Here is a 17,042-nt window from a genome sequence, read left to right as displayed (position 1 = left end):
CCCCTTTTCCCCGGCATCGGATATGATGCTGGTGCTCGAAAAGGGAAAGGAGCGGACCGATGTCTATTGTGATCCTTGGCGTTGATCTGGGCAAGAACGTTTGCAGTGTGGTAGGCGTGGACGGTAACGGCGCGGTGGTGGTGCGTCGATCAATGCGCCGTCAGGGTCTGATCGACTATGTGCGCAAGCTCCCAGCCTGTGTAATTGCGATGGAGGCGTGCTGCGGTGCGCATCATCTGGGGCGGCTGTTCGCAGCGCAAGGACACGAGATCCGGCTAATGTCGCCCGAATATGTTCGCCCCTATATTAAAGCCCAGAAGAACGATGATCGAGATGCCGAAGGGATCGCCGAAGCTGCGTCGCGCCCGACAATGCGGTTTGTCGAACTCAAGAGCCAGGAGCAGCTGGATATTCAGAGTCTGCACCGAGCTCGTTCGCGGTTGGTGGCATCACGTACGATGTTGATCAACCAATTGCGGGCTTTCCTGCTCGAACGCGGCGTGATCTTTGCAGCCGGTCGCCGCAAACTGGAAATGGGCGTGGATGCGTTACTGGGCGATGGGGAGGAAAGCCTATCGTCGCGGATGCGTCAAATGGTCGCGGATTTGCGTGCCGAATGGCAGGAGCTTAATGCACGGATCGACGCGCTGAACGGGGAGTTTGTTGCGTTGGCTCGCCAGGATGAAAGCATGCGCCGGCTCATATCGGTGCCGGGAATCGGTGTCCTCAATGCTACCGCGCTGGTGGCGGCAGTCGGCGATGCGAGCTCTTTTGCCAAAGCTCGGGACCTGGGGGCCTGGCTGGGACTTGTCCCGCGTCAGCACACCACCGGAGGGAAGGCGCGATTGTTCGGGATCACCAAGCGCGGCAACACCTATTTGCGTACCCTGCTCATTCACGGTGCAAGAGCCGCGTTGCCGTCTTTATCCCAGAGCAACACGCCTCTCGGTCACTGGCTGAAGGCGATGATCGAGAGAGGCGTACATCGCAATGCTATCGTGGTGGCGCTGGCCAACAAACTGGCACGGATCGCGTGGGCTGTCCTGCGCAAGGATCAGTCCTTTGAACGCGGGCACGCTTGCATGGCTGCCTGATCAGATCGGCCGCACGCCAGCGCGCGGTGGCCAAAGAGGTTTGCGGGAAGGATCGAGAAGATGGCCTGACAGTCGACCGGCGTTTGGAGAGCCCGAGCACACGAACGGTACTTGATACCGCGGAATTTATGGAGCCCCAATCGCGCGGATGTCCATCTTGGCCATGGGTTCACCCATGAGACCGTATACGTTGACGCAGACTGATCAGAACAACGTAAAATCCTCTTGCAAACGGGGCGGGCCATACGTTCGTGTGCGGCGAGGCGGTTGACCATCAGGCCGTCATGGCCCTGATGAAGCGTTCGCCGAAGAGAACGGCAAATTGCGCCTTCGCCATGTTCCACTCGCGCGGCGGCATTTTCCACTCTTTTTCCGATCGGTTCAAGATCAGATAGAGCAGCTTGGTGGCCGCCTCATCATTGGGGAAATGGCCCCGCGCACGAACAGCGCGACGAAGCTTGGAGTTCAAGGCCTCGATGGCATTGGTGGTGTAGACGATCCGCCTGACTTCGTCGGGGAAGGCGAAAAATGGGATGACCTCGGGCCATGCCCGACGCCAGCTCTGGCCGATGGCAGGATAGCGCTGCCCCCAGAAGCTCGCTTCGAAGGCCGTCAGCGCTTCCTCGGCGGCCGCGGCATCGACAGCACGGTAGATGGCCTTCAGGGCCGTTCCGAGCGCCTTACGGTCTTTCCATGCCACGAAATCCATCGAGTTGCGCAGCAGATGGACGATGCAGGTCTGGACCATCGCTTCGGGGAAGACGGCGGTGATGGCGTCGGGGAAGCCCTTCAGACCGTCAACGACGGCCAGCATGATATCCTCGACGCCGCGGTTGCGTAGTTCGTTCATGACGCGCAGCCAGAACTTGGCGCCTTCATTCTGTTCCAGCCATAGCCCCAGGACCACCTTGGTGCCGTCGGCCATGACGCCCAGGGCAATATGGATCGCCTTGTTGCGGACCATGCCTTCGTCGCGGATCTTGACCCGGATCGCATCGAAGAAAACCAGCGGATAGGCTGGGTCCAGCGGGCGTTGCTGCCAGGCTGCAACCTCTTCCAGCACCGCGTCGGTGATCGTGCTGATCAGATCGGGCGAGGCGTCGATCCCGTACAGATCGCGCAGATGCCCGGTGATCTCCCGGGTACTCATGCCACGCGCGTACATCGAGATGATCTTGTCATCAAAGCCAGGGAAGCGTCGCTGGTACTTGGCGATCAGCTGCGGATCGAAACTGCCGGCCCGATCACGCGGCACCTCGATCTCGATCCGTCCCCCGTCGGTCGTCACCGTCTTGCGGCCATAGCCGTTCCGGCTGTTGTTCCCTTGCTCCTCCTGGCCAAGATGGTGATCCATCTCCGCATTGAGCGCCCGTTCGGCAAATGCCTTCTTCAATGTATCGAGCAGGCCGCCCTGGCTGAGCGCCGCGGCCGCGTCAGTGCCGGCAAGCAGCTGATCGAGAATGTCGTTCGGTATCGAGGGTTCTTTGCGTCGTGACATACCGGGTCTCCTTGTTCCCCATTATGCCTCGTCGCACACGAAATTCCTGACAGTCCCCCGCTCTCCACCCGAACCAGCAAGCCGCGCTACAGCCACCCCTTCGCCCGATAGGCATCGACCGTCGCTTTCAACCCGTCTTCGGTCGTCACTTTGGGCACCCACAGCTTTTTGGGCGGTTGCTTGCGCTTTGCCACAACCCAGTCGGGATGGCAGAAATAGCTCACCCGATCGAGCGTCAGCTTGGCATTCCTGCCGCGCACCATCCGATCCAGCCGGGCGCCCAGTCCCAGCGCCCAGCTCGGCGTCGCGAAAGTCCGCACTGGTCGCCCGACCGCCCGGCCGATCGCCTGCGCGAACTCCATATGGTCCCAGCCGCCCGGCGTACCGTCATCGACTTCATAGACATGGGTCAGGCTCTTCATGTCCTTCTCGACCGCCAGCGTCAGGAACAGTCGCGCCAGATCGCTCACCTCGATCACCGACAGCCGCCCACCCGGAGGCATCAGCATGATCCCGCGCTTGGCCATGCGGAACAGCTCCAGCATCTCCCGGTCGCCCGGTCCGTAGATGGCGGGCGGCCGGATAATGGTCCAGTCGAGCCCACTTGCCTTCACATGCCGTTCGGCCAGTTCCTTCGACCAGCCATAGTCCGACAGCCCCGGTTCCCGCGCCGAGAGCGAGGAGACATGGAGCAGCCGCTTGACCCCGCGCTGACGCATGGCGTCGACCACCGCCATGGTGCCGCGCGCATTGCCGATCTCGAACCCCTCGCGATCCGGCGCGTTCACTACGCCCGCGATATGGATCACCACATCGGCGTCGCGCACCAGCGTGTTGAGCGCCGCCCGATCCTCCAGCGCGCCCGGCACCCATTTCAGATGGGCGCGGGGCGGCTGAGCCCGGCGGGTGATGGCTGAGACATGATGTCCCGCCGCCAAGGCCTGATTCAGCGTTTCGGCGCCGACGAAACCCGTCGCGCCCGTCATCGCAATGCGTAGGGCCATGGATCAGACCATCGCCATATGATCGCGATGGACCAGCACGGAGCGGGGGAGGTGCCCCAGCAAAGCGGCGATGTCCTCGCTGCGCTTGCCCGCGATGCGCGCCGCTTCATCGCTGTCATATTCGATCAGGCCGCGCGCGATCACCCGTCCGTCCTCGGCCAATATGTCGACCACGTCGCCGCGGGCGAAGATGCCCTCGATCCGCGCCACGCCAGCGGGCAGCAGGCTGTTGCCGCGCCCCAGCGCCGCCTCCGCCCCGGCATCGACCACGATCCGCCCCCGCACCGTCAGGCGCCCGGCCAGCCAGCCCTTGCGCGCGCCCTTCGCCTGCGCGGCGAGGAAGATCGAGCCTTTGCCGCCATCGCTCCAATGCGACAGCGGCGAATCCACCTTGCCGGAAATGATCGCCAGATGCGCGCCAGCCCCCGTGGCGATGCGCGCCGCCTCGATCTTGGAGGTCATGCCCCCTGATCCCATGCCCGAGGCGGAGCCGCTGTCCGCCATCCCGGCAATGCGCGCATCGATGCGCTCGATTGTCTCTATCAGCATGGCGTTCGCATCGACATGCGGGTTGGCGGTGTAAAGCCCGTCGACGTCCGACAGCAGCACAACTGCGTCAGCCCGTGCCGCCTGTCCGATACGCGCCGCCAGCCGGTCATTGTCGCCAAAGCGGATCTCCGCCGTGGCGACGCTGTCATTTTCATTCACCACCGGCACGACGTCCAGCGCCATCAGCCGCTCCAGCGTGGCGGAGGCGTTAAGATAGCGGCGGCGATTCTCCAGATCGTCCAGCGTCACCAGCATCTGTGCGGCTGTGATGCCGTTCTCGTGCAGCAGGCTCGCCCAGCATTGCGACAGCGCAATTTGCCCCGTCGCTGCTGCCGCCTGGGCATCCTCCAGGGAACCACGCCCGCCCTTGGGCAGCTTCAACCGCCGCGCGCCCAGCGCAATGGCGCCGGAGGAGACGATGATGATCTGCTGCCCCGCAGCCTTGCGTGCCGCGACATCCGCGATCAGCGTGCGCAGCCAGGCTTCGCGCACTTGTCCCTGCGGGTCGACCAGCAGCGCGGACCCGATCTTGATGACCAGACGGCGGATTTGAGACGGCGGAAAGCCGGAGAGGGAAGGGGTCATCTATATCTTCCTCCCCTCCCTTGCAGGGAGAGGTCGGGGGAGGGTAGCGATCGAAGCGAGCCTGATTTGCCGGTCAGATCGGAGACCACGGCGCCTCGCCTTCCTCACCGGCCTCATCCTCCTCTTCATTGTCGCTGGGCTGGTCCAGCAGCGGCAGCACCGCGTCCAGCAGAGCCGGTACGCCTTCGCCGGTCGCGCCGGAGATGATGAATACATCCTCCACGTCAGCCTCGTCCCGAAGCTGTTCGGCAATGTCTTCCATCAATTCCTGCCCCAGCAGGTCGCCCTTGTTGAGCGCTACGATCTGCGGCTTTTCGTCCAGCCCGCCGCCATAAGCCGCCAGCTCATCCTGCACGATGCGGAACTGTTCGACCGGATCGTCGCCGGTCGCATCGATCAGGTGCAGCAGCACCCGGCACCGCTCGACATGCCCCAGGAAGCGGTCGCCAATGCCCGCGCCTTCGGCGGCGCCTTCGATCAGCCCCGGAATATCCGCCAGAACGAACTCCCGGTCGCGATGCAGCACGACGCCGAGCTGCGGCTTGGTGGTGGTGAACGCATAGGCTCCCACCTTCGCCTTGGTGTTGGTGACCTGATTGATGAAGGTCGACTTGCCCGCATTAGGCATGCCGACCAGGCCCACGTCGGCCAGCAGCTTCAGCCGCAGCCACACCCACATTTCCTGCCCCGGCCAGCCCGTCCCATGCTGGCGCGGGGCGCGGTTGGTGCTGGTCTTGTAGGACAGGTTGCCGCGCCCGCCATCGCCGCCGCGCAGGAATATCATGCGTTGCCCGACCTCGGTGAAGTCGGCCAGCACTTCCTGATCCTCATATTCAGGATAGCCGTCTTCATCCTCCGTGCCCTCTATGGGTGTGGGATCGGACAGGATTTGCGTCCCCACCGGCACCTTGATGACGAGATCGTTGCCGCCCGCGCCATAGCGATTCTTGCCGGCGCCGGGCAGGCCGCGCTGCGCCTTGAAATGCTGGGTGTAGCGGAAGTCGATCAGGGTGTTCAGCCCCGCCACCGCCTCGAAGATGATGTCGCCGCCCTTGCCGCCATTGCCGCCGTCCGGGCCGCCATATTCGACATATTTTTCACGCCGGAAACTGACCGCGCCGGGACCGCCCCAGCCGGATTTGATGTAAATCTTCGCTTGATCAAGAAAATGCATGGCGCGCCCATAGCGGTTTATGCGGCGAAATTAAACCACGCGCTCAGTAAAAGCGGTCGCTTCTTCCGTCAGCGCCAAAACCAGCCGCCGCGTGACGATTTCGCGGAGCCGATCCCAGCCGTCATCGGTTCGTCCAGCGCCGAATCGCCTGGCGCAGCCAGCGGGTGCCCTTTAAGGGGGACGGAGGAAGCAGCGCCCGTCGCTTCCCCCGGCGTTGCAGGATCAGGCCGCCAATGCGGGCACAGAATCCCCGTAAAGGTCCATTGACGAATCCGCCGCCATGCGCGCGGCCTCACCTTCCTCGAAAATCAGGCAGTCCGCCGCTGCGCCCCGGCCCAGGCTGAAGCGCGTTTCGATCCGTCCGGTATAGCGGAAGCCGATCTTGCGCAGGACGTTGCCCGATGCCGGGTTGTCCGTGAAATGGGCTGCACGGACATCGCGGATTCCCGACGCCCGCGCCATGTGCATGACAGCGCGCGCGGCCTCCGTGGCAAAACCCAGACCCCAATAAGGGCGGGCGATCCAATAGCCCAGTTCCGCTGTGCCATCCTCCTCCAGATGAATGCCGCAGCCGCCCACCAGACGCGGCGCGCCGTTGGTGCGGGTGAAGGCCAGCAGGCGCGGCAGGCGCGGATCCTGCGGCGTGGCGAGGAAAGCCTCGGCATCAGCCTGCGCATAGGGGGCGGGCGCACGCGTCAGGTTGCGCAGGATCGAAGGATCACCGATCGCTTCGGCCAGGGCGGGCGCATCTTCCATCCAGCCGGGCCGCAGCAACAGGCGAGGGGTACGGGCGAACATTCAAACGTCTCCTGATTTCTGGCGCGCCTCTGGCCGCAAAAAGTTACGGCTTGACGACGCTTTGTCTCTGGCTGGGCCCGCCGCCTCGACGCGCGAGGGGGAGGTGGAGTTCCAGAGGCTTGAGGGAAAATGAGGGGAGACGCCGACAAATGGAAAAAGGGGCGCTCCCGGACGGGGCGCCCCTTGTTTTCCTCGAACGCTGACGGTGGACTAAAAGCCGTTCCGCCAGGAGGATCGCCCCGATTGCGAGGGACGATCCGTCATCAATCGTCCGTTATTCGGCTGCTTCGGCCATGGCGTCGACCGACACATATTTGCGGCCGAGCTTGCCGGTGTGGAATACCACGCGGCCTTCACCGAGCGCGAACAGCGTATGGTCCTTGCCCATGCCGACATTGCGGCCCGGGTATACGCGGGTGCCGCGCTGGCGAATGATGATGTTGCCGCCGATCACTTCCTGACCGCCGAACTTCTTCACGCCAAGGCGCTTCGATTCCGAATCGCGACCGTTGCGCGATGAACCGCCAGCTTTCTTATGTGCCATGACTCAAACTCCTCGTGACTTAGCTGCGGCTCAGGCGATCGACACGATCTTGAGGATCGTGTGATTCTGGCGATGGCCGTTCTTGCGGCGGTAGTTGTGACGACGACGCTTCTTGAAGACGATGACCTTCTCGCCCTTCGCCTGCGCTATGATTTCAGCGGCGACGGTCAGCTTGGCTGCGTCCTTCACATCGCTGCCTTCACCGGCGAACAGGATGTCATCCAGGGTCACCTTGTCGCCAGCCTCACCGGCCAGCTTTTCGACGACGATCTTGTCTCCGGCGGCGACGCGATATTGCTTGCCGCCCGTGCGCACGATTGCGAACATGGCTCTTCTCTTCTCTTCTCGTTCAAATCTGCTTTACGCAGATCGTCGAGGACATGAAGCCCTTACCGACCCGCGCGGGAATGTGGCCCGCTACTGGAATGACTCGCTTCTGTCAACCGGCAAGAGCATTTTCAGATTGGCGGCAAAGCCATCATTCGGTTCGAAAATACGACCACCATCCGACCGGCTTTCAGGGCTGGTTTTTCGGCTCACCCGTTCCTATCTTGCATCGCGGAAGGGATATTATCACGCATGACGCCGACGCCATACAGGAATGAAGCCGGGCCGGGCGGCCTGCCCTTCATCCTGTCTCTGTGGCTGTCGCTCGGCGTGGCGCTGTTGAGCGCCCTGGCACCCCTGGGGCCGCCGTCCAGCAGGATCACCGGCTCCGCCTTCAACCCGGCGACCACCGGCGTCGTGCTGAAGGCCCGCGCTGATGCGAATCCCATCGCGCTCCGGGTGACCGAGCCGGATGGCGATGGGCGGGCACCGGCATTGGCGCCCGCCGCGATCTGGTTCCTGCCCGTGGCGGCGTTGCCGCCGGGCGCCGCGCTTCTCCTGCCTGCTCGTCGCCTTTCTCCTTCTTTCCCGTCCCCCAAGCCCTTCCACCTGCTTTCCCGCCAGCGCGCCCGCGCGCCGCCTGCCTTTTCCTGACGTATCGCTCTCAGGGCGGACCCTTTGGGAACCGCCGTCAGGAAAAGGAGCTTCTTCATGACCCGCAGAAGATCGCGCCGCGGCGACCACGATTCGTCTCGCCGCCGCCCGCCCCCGTGGTTCATGCCTGCCGTCCTGGCGGGACTGGGCGCGGCCGGCGCGCTGCTGTCGGCGGCCATGCTGGCTGTCGCTGAATGAAAATAGGATAAGCTGCCGGTGGTGGGACGCACGAACTCAGCGCACTCCGCCGGCGGCGCCAAGGAAAACATACTCTATGCCCCATCACACGCCCCTGATCGGAACGATCGTAGCGGGCCTTGTCGTTGCCTTCATCATGGGCGCCATCGCCCATCGCCTGAAATTATCGCCGCTGGTCGGCTATCTGGTCGCCGGCATCATCGTCGGTCCCTTCACCCCCGGATTCGTTGCCAATGCGGGGCTGGCCAATGAACTGGCGGAAATCGGCGTGATCCTGCTGATGTTCGGCGTCGGCCTGCATTTCTCCCTGCGCGACCTGCTGTCGGTCAAGAATATCGCGGTGCCCGGCGCCATCGGGCAGATCGCCGTGGCGACACTGATGGGCATGGGGCTTGCCCATTATATGGGCTGGCCGCTGATGGGCGGGCTGGTCTTCGGCCTCTCGCTTTCGGTGGCGAGTACGGTCGTCCTGCTGCGCGCGTTGCAAGGGGCGGATCTGGTCGAAACCTACCGGGGGCGTATCGCGGTGGGCTGGCTGATCGTGGAGGATCTGGTGATGGTCCTGGCGCTGGTGTTGCTTCCCGCGCTGGCCGGGGTCATGAACAATGCCGACGCGGGCGGTGGAGCAGGAGCCTTGCTCGCGCCGTTGCTCATCACCTTTCTCAAGGTTGCGGGCTTCGTCGCTTTGATGCTGGTCGTCGGCCGCCGCGTCATTCCCTGGGCGCTGCACTGGGTCGTCCATAGCGGCTCGCGTGAGCTGTTCCGCCTCGCCGTCCTTGCCATCGCCCTCGGCGTCGCTTTCGGCGCGGCGGTCGCCTTCGACGTCTCCTTCGCGCTGGGCGCTTTCTTCGCGGGCATGATTCTGGGCGAAACGCCGCTCAGCCGCCGGGCGACGGAGGAAACGCTCCCCTTGCGGGATGCCTTTGCGGTGCTCTTCTTCGTCTCGGTCGGCATGTTGTTCAATCCGGCAGTGCTGATCGAACAGCCGCTGCCGCTGCTCGCCACCGTGGCGATCATCATCGTCGGCAAGTCCATCGCCGCCTTCGCCATCGTTCGCGCCTTCGGTCATCCCGGCGACACGGCGCTGACCATCGCGGCGAGCCTGGCGCAGATCGGGGAATTTTCCTTCATCATTGCCTCATTGGGCACGGGATTGGGCGTGCTGCCCGCCGAGGCGCGCGACCTGATCCTCGCGGGCGCGATCGTGTCGATCTTCCTCAACCCGCTGATCTTTTCGGTTATCGTGCGCAGCCACAAGGCGGAGGATGAAGAGGAAGCGAAGCCGGAAAAGGCGCCGGAAAAACCGCGCACCGGCCATGTCATCCTGGTCGGCTATGGCCGCGTCGGCAAGCTGATCGCTACCCGGCTGGCCGAGCGGCAAGCCCCCTTCGTGGTGTTGGAGGGCGATGCCGACCGCGCCGACGCAGCGGAGGAGGCCGGCCTGTCAGTGGTGCGCGGTAACGCGCTGGAGGACCGCTACCTCGCCGCAGCGGGCATCTGCGAAGCCCGCCGCCTGCTGATCGCGGTGCCGGAGGGTTTTGAAGGCGGTGCGATCCACCAACATGCGCGCCGCCTGAACCCGAATCTTCAGGTCATCGCCCGAGCGCATTCGGACGCGGAAGTCGCTCATCTGGAAGGGCTGGGCGTCCCCCACGTCGTCATGGGCGAGCGCGAACTGGCCGCCAAGATGCTGGCGCTCTGCGGCGCGGGCTGACCCTGCAAACAGGAAGGGCCGCTCCATCGAGGAGCGGCCCGTTTACCTTGGAGCATCATGCGCAAAAACGATGCGATCACAAAAATTTAGTGCATGCGTCCTGCGTCGGATTTAACGCAGCGCGCTTTAGCGGGGCTTGCGAGGCCCAGCGCGCTTGGGGCCGCCCTTGAAGGGCCGCGGGCTGTGTGCGGGTGGGCGCGGGCCGCGCTCGCTATTGGGCCGTCCCTTGCCATGCGGTCCTTCGCGCCGATTCTCCCGCGCCATTTCGCGTGGCTTGCCCTCGATTTGCTCGATGGCAACTTCGGCGCCTTCGTCATTGGCCTGGCCGGTGCGCTGCACCGCGCCGACGAACTTCGAAGCGATGGCGGAGGGAATTTCGAACATCGTTTCATTGGCGGCAATGCGGATCGCGCCGATATCGCCCCGGCTGACATGCCCGCGACGGCAGATCAGCGGCAATATCCAGCGCGGATCGGCATTCTGGTTGCGGCCGATGTCCATGCGGAACCAGATGGTGTCCTCAAAGCCCGGACGCGGTCCGTCCCGCCGCGCAGGCGCTTCGCTGGCATCCAGCAGCTCCTCGGGGGCGGGCAGGGCGGCACGGGCACTGCGCACCAGCATCGCCGCGATTTCCTTGGCGGACTTTTCGGCCAGCAGCTCGGCGCCCAGCGCCCAGTCCTGCTCGTCCAGCTCGGCCTTCTCCATCAGGCTGGCGCGCAGCCGCGCATTGTCCTGCTCCTGGATCGCTTCCTTGCTCGGCGGGGTGCCCCATTCAACCGGAATCTTTGCGCCACGCAGCATGGATTCGACCCGGCGGCGGCGCGGATAGGGCACGATCAGCACGGCCGTCCCCTTCTTCCCCGCGCGCCCGGTGCGGCCCGAACGGTGTTGCATCGTCTCCGCATCACGCGGCAGTTCGACATGCACGACGAGGCTGAGATTGGGGAGGTCGATGCCACGCGCCGCCACGTCGGTCGCCACGCACACCCGTGCCCGGCGGTCGCGCAGGGCTTGCAGGGCGTGGTTGCGCTCATTCTGGCTATGCTCGCCCGACAGCGCCACGGCGGCAAAGCCGCGCTCGGTCAGGCTGGCGTGGAGGTGTCGCACATTATCGCGGGTGGCGCAGAAGAGGATCGCCGTCTCCGCCTCATGATAGCGCAGCAGGTTGACCACGGCGTTCTCGATGTCGGCGGGGGCAACCGTCAGCGCCTGATAGCTGATGTCGCCATGGCCGCGCTCGTCGCTGACGGTGGAAATGCGCAGCGCATCCTTCTGATAGCGCTTGGCCAGCGCCACGATCGGCTTGGGCATGGTGGCGGAGAAGAGCAGCGTGCGCCGTTCGTCCGGTGCGCCGTCGAGAATCTCTTCCAGATCCTCGCGAAAGCCCATGTCGAGCATTTCGTCGGCTTCATCGAGCACCACGGTCTTGAGGCCTGAAAGGTCGAGCGCGCCACGCTCCAGATGGTCGCGCAGACGGCCCGGCGTGCCGACGACGATATGCGCGCCATGGCTGAGCGCCCGGCGTTCCTTGGCAGCATCCATGCCGCCTACACAAGTGGCAATGCGGGCGCGGGCCTCGCCATAGAGCCATTCCAGCTCGCGGCTGACCTGCAACGCCAGTTCGCGCGTCGGCGCGATCGCCAGCGCCAGCGGCTTGCCCGCGACGGGAAGGCGGCTCTGCTCGCCCAGCAGTTCCCCCGCCATGGCCAGGCCGAAAGCGACGGTCTTGCCCGATCCGGTCTGCGCCGACACGATCAGGTCGCGGCCTTCGGCTTCGGGTTGGGTGACTTGCGCCTGTACTGGGGTCAGATTTTCATAGCCCTTCCGTGTCAGCGCATCGGAGAGAAGGGAAGGAAGGTGTTCAAAACTCATGATAATATCCGTGGAGTGCGACCCGTCTCTGCTGACGGCATCTTTATTCTGATGTCGGGCCTGACCTGATGTCATTTGGCCCAACGTTTCGGGTGCGCTCCACTCTCTCATCCGTTGGGGCTGTCTGAAAGTGCGTTTTGCTCTTTCAAGCCCTGCTCTTTTGAAGTGCAGAAGGGTGGAATGGCCCGTGCCTTTGCCTCCTTTGAAGAGGCAATTTCGTCCGTCTCTTCAGTGAAGCAGGGAAGGACAGGAGAGCCTCTTATCAGAAGCCTCCCCAAAAAAGAAGAAAGCCTCCTTCCCCGCGCGGAGGAAGGAGGCTCCCCTTAACTGTTATAGTCTGGGATCAGACCGAAGCGACTTCCGCCACGTCGACCTTCACGCCCGGACCCATCGAGGACGACAGGGCGATCTTGCGGACGTACTTGCCCTTCGAACCCGACGGCTTCGCCTTGACGATCGCGTCGACGAACGCGTCGAAATTCTTGCGCAGGTCGGCAGCCGAGAAGCTCGCCTTGCCCAAGCCAGCGTGGATGATGCCGGCCTTTTCGACGCGGAATTCGATCTGACCGCCCTTGGCGGCCTTGACCGCTTCAGCGACGTTCGGGGTGACGGTGCCCAGCTTCGGGTTCGGCATCAGACCCTTGGGGCCCAGAACCTTACCCAGACGGCCGACCAGACCCATCATGTCGGGGGTGGCGATCACGCGCTGGAAGTCGATGTTGCCGGCCTGGATCGATTCCAGCAGGTCTTCGGCACCCACAATGTCGGCGCCAGCGGCAGTCGCGGCTTCAGCCTTGTCGCCACGGGCGAACACGGCGACGCGGACGTCCTTGCCGGTGCCGGCGGGCAGGGTGACGACGCCACGGACCATCTGGTCGGCGTGACGCGGATCGACGCCCAGGTTGATCGCGATTTCGACGCTTTCGTCGAACTTGGCGGTCGCGTGGGTCTTGATCAGGCCCAGCGCCTCATCGACGCCGTGCAGCTTTTCCTTGTCAACGGCAGTGGCCAGAACCTTGGCCTTCTTGGTCAGCTTTGCCATGGTCTTAGCCCTCCACCACTTCGAGGCCCATCGCGCGAGCGGAGCCTTCGATGATCTTCGTCGCCGCGTCGATGTCGTTCGCGTTCAGGTCAACCATCTTAGCCTGGGCGATTTCAGCGAGCTGGGCGCGGGTGATCTTGCCGGCGACGACCTTGCCCGGTTCCTTGGAACCCGACTTCAGGTTGACGGCCTTCTTGATCAGATAGGTGGCGGGCGGCTGCTTCGTGACGAAGCTGAACGAACGGTCCGCATAGACGGTGATGATGGTCGGCAGCGGGGTGCCCTTTTCCATCTTTTCCGTCGAGGCGTTGAACGCCTTGCAGAATTCCATGATGTTCACACCGCGCTGACCCAGCGCCGGACCGATCGGCGGCGAGGGGTTGGCGGCTCCAGCGGGCACCTGGAGCTTGATATAGCCCGTAATCTTCTTGGCCATTGTCACTCACTCTGTTGCTGGACGTGTCCGAAGACGCGCCCGGTTCAAGTTTAGCGGTCAGACGGGTTTCCGAAGAAACCCTCCCGCACTTCCCCTTGTCGTCATGCCAGCGGAAGCTGGCATCTCAGGCCGCAAGGGAACGACCCGAGGCACGAGATCCCAGCCTGTGCTGGGATGACGTGAATTACTTCGAAAGCTCGACCTGCTCGAAGTCCAGCTCGACCGGCGTGGCGCGGCCGAAGATCGACACGGACACCTTGACCCGGTTCTTTTCGAAATCCAGCTCCTCGACGGTGCCGTTGAAGCTCGCGAAGGGGCCGTCCAGCACCTTGACGCTGTCGCCGATTTCGTAATCGACGCTGACCTTGTGCTTGGGCGCGGCCTCGGCTTCCTTCTGGGCGCCGAAATAGCGGGCGGCATCGGCCTCGCTGATCGCCTGAGGCTTGCCCGACGAACCCAGGAAACCCGTCACCTTCGGCGTGTTCTTGACGAGGTGGTAGATGTCGTCGTTCATCGCCAGCTTGGCAAGGACATAGCCGGGCATGAACTTGCGCTCGACCTGCACCTTCTTGCCGCGCTTCACCTCGGTCACGGTCTCGGTGGGGACTTCCACCTGCTCGACCAGTTGGGAGAGGCCCATGCGCTCGGCTTCGGACAGGATCGATTCCTTGACCTTGTTCTCGAAGCCCGAATAGGCGTGGATGATGTACCAGCGCGCCATGTTACCGTCTCAAACTCCCGATCTTAGCGATTTACTTGAAAATCGCGGCAATCAATAAAAACTCAGGCTTGACCGGCCGCAAAGGCCAGCAGCCATTGCACGATCGCACCGAAGAAGGTGTCGATGCCGAAGAAGAAGAGGCCCAGCAGCGAGGTCATGATGACCACCATCACGCCAGTCATGATCGTTTCGCGGCTGGTGGGCCACACGATCTTGTTGGCTTCGGTCCGCACCTGATTGACGAATTCGCCCGGAGAAACCTTCGCCATCGCCTGTCTCAAACCCTTCGAACAAACACCAAAGCGCGAAGCAACAGTCCGCCCTCCCGATCCCGCCCATATTGGCGTCCGGGGGTGCGGCCGCCTGCTCCGCGACCCATCTTCGTCTGCGCACTTAGCCGCGAACCCTTGGTTTATCAAGGTTTCACGGCAAAATCTTTGGCAGGAGTGGAGGGACTCGAACCCCCGGCATTCGGTTTTGGAGACCGACGCTCTACCAGCTGAGCTACACTCCTGCACTTTGGCCTGTGCCAGCGAAGGAGGGCGCTTTAGCGTGGCCCGCCTGGGAGGGCAAGGGGAGAAATCAGAGGAAAACGCCACCCTTCATGATCTTGCGCGCGCGGCCCTGCACAGGCATGCGATTGAAGGGCGTATTCCCTGCCTGCGCGGCCATTTTCGTCGAATCGACGATCCACGGCATGTCGGGATCGACAAAGATCAGGTCCGCCGCGCTGCCCGGCGCGAAGCTGCCCGCATTGACGCCCAGAATCTTCGCCGGATTGGCGCTGAGCAGGGTCATCAGGCGACCCAGCGACACATGTCCTTCGCGCACGAGATTGAGCGACAGCGCAAGCAGCGTTTCCGCCCCTGCCATGCCCGGCGAAGCGTCCGCGAAGGGAAGGCGCTTGTCCTCCGGTCCGCGCGGATCGTGGCTGGAGGTGATGACGTCGACCGTGCCGTCGGCCACCGCCGCGATCGATGCCTTACGGTCGTCCTCCGACCGCAGCGGCGGCGAGAGGCGCGCAAAGGTGCGGAAATCCGTCACCGCATTGTCGGCCAGGAACAGATAGGCCGGGCTGATGCCGCAAGTGACCTTCAATCCTTCGGCCTTGGCGGCGCGGATCAGGTCGAAGCCCGCCTTGGTCGTCACCAGCCGGAAGTGGAGCGCCGCCCCGGTGGCGCGCGCCAGCATGATGTCGCGGGCGATGGCCATGGCTTCGGCGCAGGCGGGTGCGTGCGGCAGGCCAAGGCGCGTCGCCGTCTCCCCGCTGGTCGCCACGGCCTTGCCCGCCAGCCCGCCATCTTCGGCATGGGTGATGACGGTGAGTCCAAGGCCGGAAGCATAGGACAGCACCCGCATCATCACGCCCGAATCCGCGATCCACTGGCGTCCGGTGCCGACAGCCTTGGCGCCTGCCGCTTGCATCATGCCGATCTCGGCCAGTTCGGTGCCCTTGAGGTCTCGCGTCGCCGCAGCGATGGGGTGCACCCAGAAATCCGGTTTCCCCGCCCGCGTCGCCTGCCGGATGAGGCCTGCATCGTCCAGAGGGGAGGACTGGTCCGGCATCAGCGCCGCTCGCGTAATCCCGCCGAAATGAAAAGCAGGCTTGTCGGTCGCAAAGACGCCCAGATCGATCAGCCCCGGCGCGACCACCAGTCCGCCCGCATCGATCGTCTCCGCATCCTTCGGCACGGCCACATCGCCCGCCGCGACGATCCGGTCGCCTTCGATCAGGATGACGCCGCTGTCGACATCCTTGCCTGCCGGATCGGCCAGCTTCCCGTTGATGATGGCGAGCTTTGTCATTGCCATCCCTCCACGCCACGCGCGCCTCGGGTCAGCACGTCCAGACAGGCCATGCGAATGGCGACCCCCATTTCCACCTGCTCGGTAATCGCGGAGCGCTCGGGATGATCGGCCACCACGCTTGAAATCTCGACGCCCCGGTTCATGGGGCCGGGATGCATCACCAGCGCATCGGGCTTGGCGATGGCGAGCCGCTCGGGCGTCAGCCCGTAGAACATATGATATTCCCGCGCCGAGGGGATGAAAGCCCCGTCCATGCGCTCATTCTGGAGCCGCAGCATCATCACGACGTCGGCGCCCTCCAGCCCTTCGTCCATGCGGGTGTATGGCGTCGCGCCCAGCATCTCGACCTCGGGCGGCATCAGCGTTGGCGGCGCCACCGCCCGCACCTGCGCGCCCAGCGCGGCGAGGCAGAGCATGTTCGACCGCGCCACCCGGCTGTGCAGCACGTCGCCGCAGATCGCCACGATCAGCCCCTCGAAACCGCCCTTGCGCCGCCGGATGGTCAGCGCGTCGAGCAAGGCCTGCGTCGGGTGCTGGTGCCAGCCGTCGCCTGCATTCAGTACCGGGCAATCCACCTTGTCCGCGATCAGCGCCACCGCGCCCGAACTGGCATGGCGGATGACGATCACGTCGGCGGCCATGGCGTTCAGCGTCATGGCGGTGTCGATCAGCGTCTCGCCCTTCTTCACGCTGGACGTGGCCGCCGCCATGTTGACCACGTCCGCGCCCAGCCGCTTGCCCGCAATCTCGAAGGACAGCAGCGTCCGCGTCGAATTCTCGAAAAAGGCGTTGATCTGCGTCATGCCTGCCAGGCGATCGTCATGCTTGCGCGCGCCGCCCCGGTTGCTCTTCGCCCAATGTTCCGCCTCATCGAGCAGGAAACGGATTTCCCAGGGCTTGAGGTCCGCGATGGACAGCAGATGCCGATGCGGAAACAACGCCCGGCCAGTCAGGTCGCCCCCTTTAAGATCGGACTGGGCGGATGGAACGATGATGTCGGGCATGAACCGACCCTTTAGGCGA

Annotated in this window: 18 protein-coding genes and 1 tRNA gene; 4 read left to right on the top strand and 15 right to left on the bottom strand. The window is 64.0% G+C overall.

Annotation, left to right across the window (positions count from 1 at the left end; all coding sequences use genetic code 11):
• Positions 1 to 59 precede the first annotated feature (59 nt).
• Complete coding sequence (locus K426_RS16400) at positions 60 to 1,094, top strand: IS110 family transposase (RefSeq protein WP_066559298.1); 1,035 nt, start codon at positions 60 to 62, stop codon at positions 1,092 to 1,094.
• A 274-nt stretch (positions 1,095 to 1,368) separates the two neighbouring features.
• On the opposite strand, the gene K426_RS16395 is transcribed toward K426_RS16400, so the two are convergent.
• The 7 genes from K426_RS16395 to rplU all read right to left on the bottom strand — a co-directional run bounded on the left by K426_RS16395 (position 1,369) and on the right by rplU (position 7,573).
• Entirely contained in the window at positions 1,369 to 2,592 is a 1,224-nt protein-coding gene (locus K426_RS16395; protein ID WP_066559295.1) for an IS256 family transposase, read from the bottom strand.
• 86 nt (positions 2,593 to 2,678) lie between these two features.
• Complete coding sequence (locus K426_RS16390; RefSeq protein WP_176392403.1) at positions 2,679 to 3,596, bottom strand: NAD-dependent epimerase/dehydratase family protein; 918 nt, start codon at positions 3,594 to 3,596, stop codon at positions 2,679 to 2,681.
• A 3-nt stretch (positions 3,597 to 3,599) separates the two neighbouring features.
• Positions 3,600 to 4,730: a glutamate 5-kinase gene (proB, locus tag K426_RS16385; protein WP_066559289.1), complete on the bottom strand. Its 1,131-nt coding sequence runs from the start codon at positions 4,728 to 4,730 to the stop codon at positions 3,600 to 3,602.
• A gap of 73 nt (positions 4,731 to 4,803) precedes the next feature.
• Positions 4,804 to 5,904 (bottom strand): GTPase ObgE, encoded by a 1,101-nt coding sequence (gene obgE, locus K426_RS16380; RefSeq protein ID WP_066559287.1) that lies wholly within the window; start codon positions 5,902 to 5,904, stop codon positions 4,804 to 4,806.
• A 222-nt stretch (positions 5,905 to 6,126) separates the two neighbouring features.
• Positions 6,127 to 6,702, bottom strand: a complete 576-nt coding sequence (locus K426_RS16375; RefSeq protein ID WP_066559286.1) for a GNAT family N-acetyltransferase — start codon at positions 6,700 to 6,702, stop codon at positions 6,127 to 6,129.
• Positions 6,703 to 6,976: 274 nt separating this feature from the next.
• Complete coding sequence (gene rpmA, locus K426_RS16370; protein WP_007683600.1) at positions 6,977 to 7,246, bottom strand: 50S ribosomal protein L27; 270 nt, start codon at positions 7,244 to 7,246, stop codon at positions 6,977 to 6,979.
• Between the two features lie 30 nt (positions 7,247 to 7,276).
• The gene (rplU, locus tag K426_RS16365; protein ID WP_066559284.1) at positions 7,277 to 7,573 is read right to left on the bottom strand and encodes a 50S ribosomal protein L21; all 297 of its coding nucleotides are present in this window, start codon (positions 7,571 to 7,573) and stop codon (positions 7,277 to 7,279) included.
• A gap of 252 nt (positions 7,574 to 7,825) precedes the next feature.
• Here rplU and K426_RS16360 point away from each other — a divergent pair, with 252 nt between their 5' ends.
• The 3 genes from K426_RS16360 (at position 7,826) to ybaL (ending at position 10,139) form a co-directional block, all read left to right on the top strand.
• A complete protein-coding gene (locus K426_RS16360; protein WP_066559282.1) occupies positions 7,826 to 8,227 on the top strand; it encodes a hypothetical protein in 402 nt (133 codons plus the stop codon).
• A 57-nt stretch (positions 8,228 to 8,284) separates the two neighbouring features.
• The gene (locus tag K426_RS32165) at positions 8,285 to 8,425 is read left to right on the top strand and encodes a hypothetical protein (RefSeq protein ID WP_169576878.1); all 141 of its coding nucleotides are present in this window, start codon (positions 8,285 to 8,287) and stop codon (positions 8,423 to 8,425) included.
• 76 nt (positions 8,426 to 8,501) lie between these two features.
• On the top strand, positions 8,502 to 10,139 hold the full coding sequence (gene ybaL, locus K426_RS16355; protein WP_066559280.1) for a YbaL family putative K(+) efflux transporter: 1,638 nt from the start codon (positions 8,502 to 8,504) through the stop codon (positions 10,137 to 10,139).
• Between the two features lie 126 nt (positions 10,140 to 10,265).
• On the opposite strand, the gene K426_RS16350 is transcribed toward ybaL, so the two are convergent.
• From K426_RS16350 to K426_RS16315, 8 genes are all read right to left on the bottom strand, one after another.
• Positions 10,266 to 12,011, bottom strand: a complete 1,746-nt coding sequence (locus K426_RS16350) for a DEAD/DEAH box helicase (RefSeq protein ID WP_066559277.1) — start codon at positions 12,009 to 12,011, stop codon at positions 10,266 to 10,268.
• 343 nt (positions 12,012 to 12,354) lie between these two features.
• On the bottom strand, positions 12,355 to 13,053 hold the full coding sequence (gene rplA / locus K426_RS16345) for a 50S ribosomal protein L1 (protein ID WP_066559275.1): 699 nt from the start codon (positions 13,051 to 13,053) through the stop codon (positions 12,355 to 12,357).
• Positions 13,054 to 13,057: 4 nt separating this feature from the next.
• Positions 13,058 to 13,489, bottom strand: coding sequence for a 50S ribosomal protein L11 (gene rplK / locus K426_RS16340; RefSeq protein WP_007709087.1), 432 nt, complete (start codon positions 13,487 to 13,489; stop codon positions 13,058 to 13,060).
• Positions 13,490 to 13,673: 184 nt separating this feature from the next.
• Entirely contained in the window at positions 13,674 to 14,210 is a 537-nt protein-coding gene (gene nusG, locus K426_RS16335; RefSeq protein ID WP_037451561.1) for a transcription termination/antitermination protein NusG, read from the bottom strand.
• 62 nt (positions 14,211 to 14,272) lie between these two features.
• Positions 14,273 to 14,479 (bottom strand): preprotein translocase subunit SecE, encoded by a 207-nt coding sequence (secE, locus tag K426_RS16330; RefSeq protein ID WP_066559273.1) that lies wholly within the window; start codon positions 14,477 to 14,479, stop codon positions 14,273 to 14,275.
• 169 nt (positions 14,480 to 14,648) lie between these two features.
• Positions 14,649 to 14,724, bottom strand: a tRNA-Trp gene (locus K426_RS16325).
• 68 nt (positions 14,725 to 14,792) lie between these two features.
• Complete coding sequence (locus K426_RS16320; protein WP_066559263.1) at positions 14,793 to 16,016, bottom strand: dihydroorotase; 1,224 nt, start codon at positions 16,014 to 16,016, stop codon at positions 14,793 to 14,795.
• Entirely contained in the window at positions 16,013 to 17,023 is a 1,011-nt protein-coding gene (locus K426_RS16315; RefSeq protein WP_066559261.1) for an aspartate carbamoyltransferase catalytic subunit, read from the bottom strand. The genes K426_RS16320 and K426_RS16315 overlap by 4 nt, the downstream gene beginning before the upstream one ends.
• Positions 17,024 to 17,042 lie beyond the last annotated feature (19 nt).

Source organism: Sphingobium sp. TKS (assembly GCF_001563265.1).
Lineage (GTDB): Bacteria > Pseudomonadota > Alphaproteobacteria > Sphingomonadales > Sphingomonadaceae > Sphingobium.
Note: the sequence above shows the minus strand (reverse complement) of the source record. Positions and strands in the feature narration are given on the sequence as shown.

Excerpts from the sequence above, each read along its gene's own strand:
- K426_RS16350 (WP_066559277.1), bottom strand. The coding sequence starts at position 12,011 with ATGAGTTTTGAACACCTTCCTTCCCTTCTCTCCGATGCGCTGACACGG.
- K426_RS16400 (WP_066559298.1), top strand. The coding sequence starts at position 60 with ATGTCTATTGTGATCCTTGGCGTTGATCTGGGCAAGAACGTTTGCAGT.
- rpmA (WP_007683600.1), bottom strand. The coding sequence starts at position 7,246 with ATGGCACATAAGAAAGCTGGCGGTTCATCGCGCAACGGTCGCGATTCG.
- nusG (WP_037451561.1), bottom strand. The coding sequence starts at position 14,210 with ATGGCGCGCTGGTACATCATCCACGCCTATTCGGGCTTCGAGAACAAG.
- obgE (WP_066559287.1), bottom strand. The coding sequence starts at position 5,904 with ATGCATTTTCTTGATCAAGCGAAGATTTACATCAAATCCGGCTGGGGC.
- K426_RS16320 (WP_066559263.1), bottom strand. The coding sequence starts at position 16,016 with ATGACAAAGCTCGCCATCATCAACGGGAAGCTGGCCGATCCGGCAGGC.
- secE (WP_066559273.1), bottom strand. The coding sequence starts at position 14,479 with ATGGCGAAGGTTTCTCCGGGCGAATTCGTCAATCAGGTGCGGACCGAA.
- proB (WP_066559289.1), bottom strand. The coding sequence starts at position 4,730 with ATGACCCCTTCCCTCTCCGGCTTTCCGCCGTCTCAAATCCGCCGTCTG.
- ybaL (WP_066559280.1), top strand. The coding sequence starts at position 8,502 with ATGCCCCATCACACGCCCCTGATCGGAACGATCGTAGCGGGCCTTGTC.
- K426_RS16375 (WP_066559286.1), bottom strand. The coding sequence starts at position 6,702 with ATGTTCGCCCGTACCCCTCGCCTGTTGCTGCGGCCCGGCTGGATGGAA.
- rplA (WP_066559275.1), bottom strand. The coding sequence starts at position 13,053 with ATGGCAAAGCTGACCAAGAAGGCCAAGGTTCTGGCCACTGCCGTTGAC.
- K426_RS16360 (WP_066559282.1), top strand. The coding sequence starts at position 7,826 with ATGACGCCGACGCCATACAGGAATGAAGCCGGGCCGGGCGGCCTGCCC.
- K426_RS16395 (WP_066559295.1), bottom strand. The coding sequence starts at position 2,592 with ATGTCACGACGCAAAGAACCCTCGATACCGAACGACATTCTCGATCAG.
- rplU (WP_066559284.1), bottom strand. The coding sequence starts at position 7,573 with ATGTTCGCAATCGTGCGCACGGGCGGCAAGCAATATCGCGTCGCCGCC.
- K426_RS16390 (WP_176392403.1), bottom strand. The coding sequence starts at position 3,596 with ATGGCCCTACGCATTGCGATGACGGGCGCGACGGGTTTCGTCGGCGCC.
- rplK (WP_007709087.1), bottom strand. The coding sequence starts at position 13,489 with ATGGCCAAGAAGATTACGGGCTATATCAAGCTCCAGGTGCCCGCTGGA.
- K426_RS16315 (WP_066559261.1), bottom strand. The coding sequence starts at position 17,023 with ATGCCCGACATCATCGTTCCATCCGCCCAGTCCGATCTTAAAGGGGGC.
- K426_RS32165 (WP_169576878.1), top strand. The coding sequence starts at position 8,285 with ATGACCCGCAGAAGATCGCGCCGCGGCGACCACGATTCGTCTCGCCGC.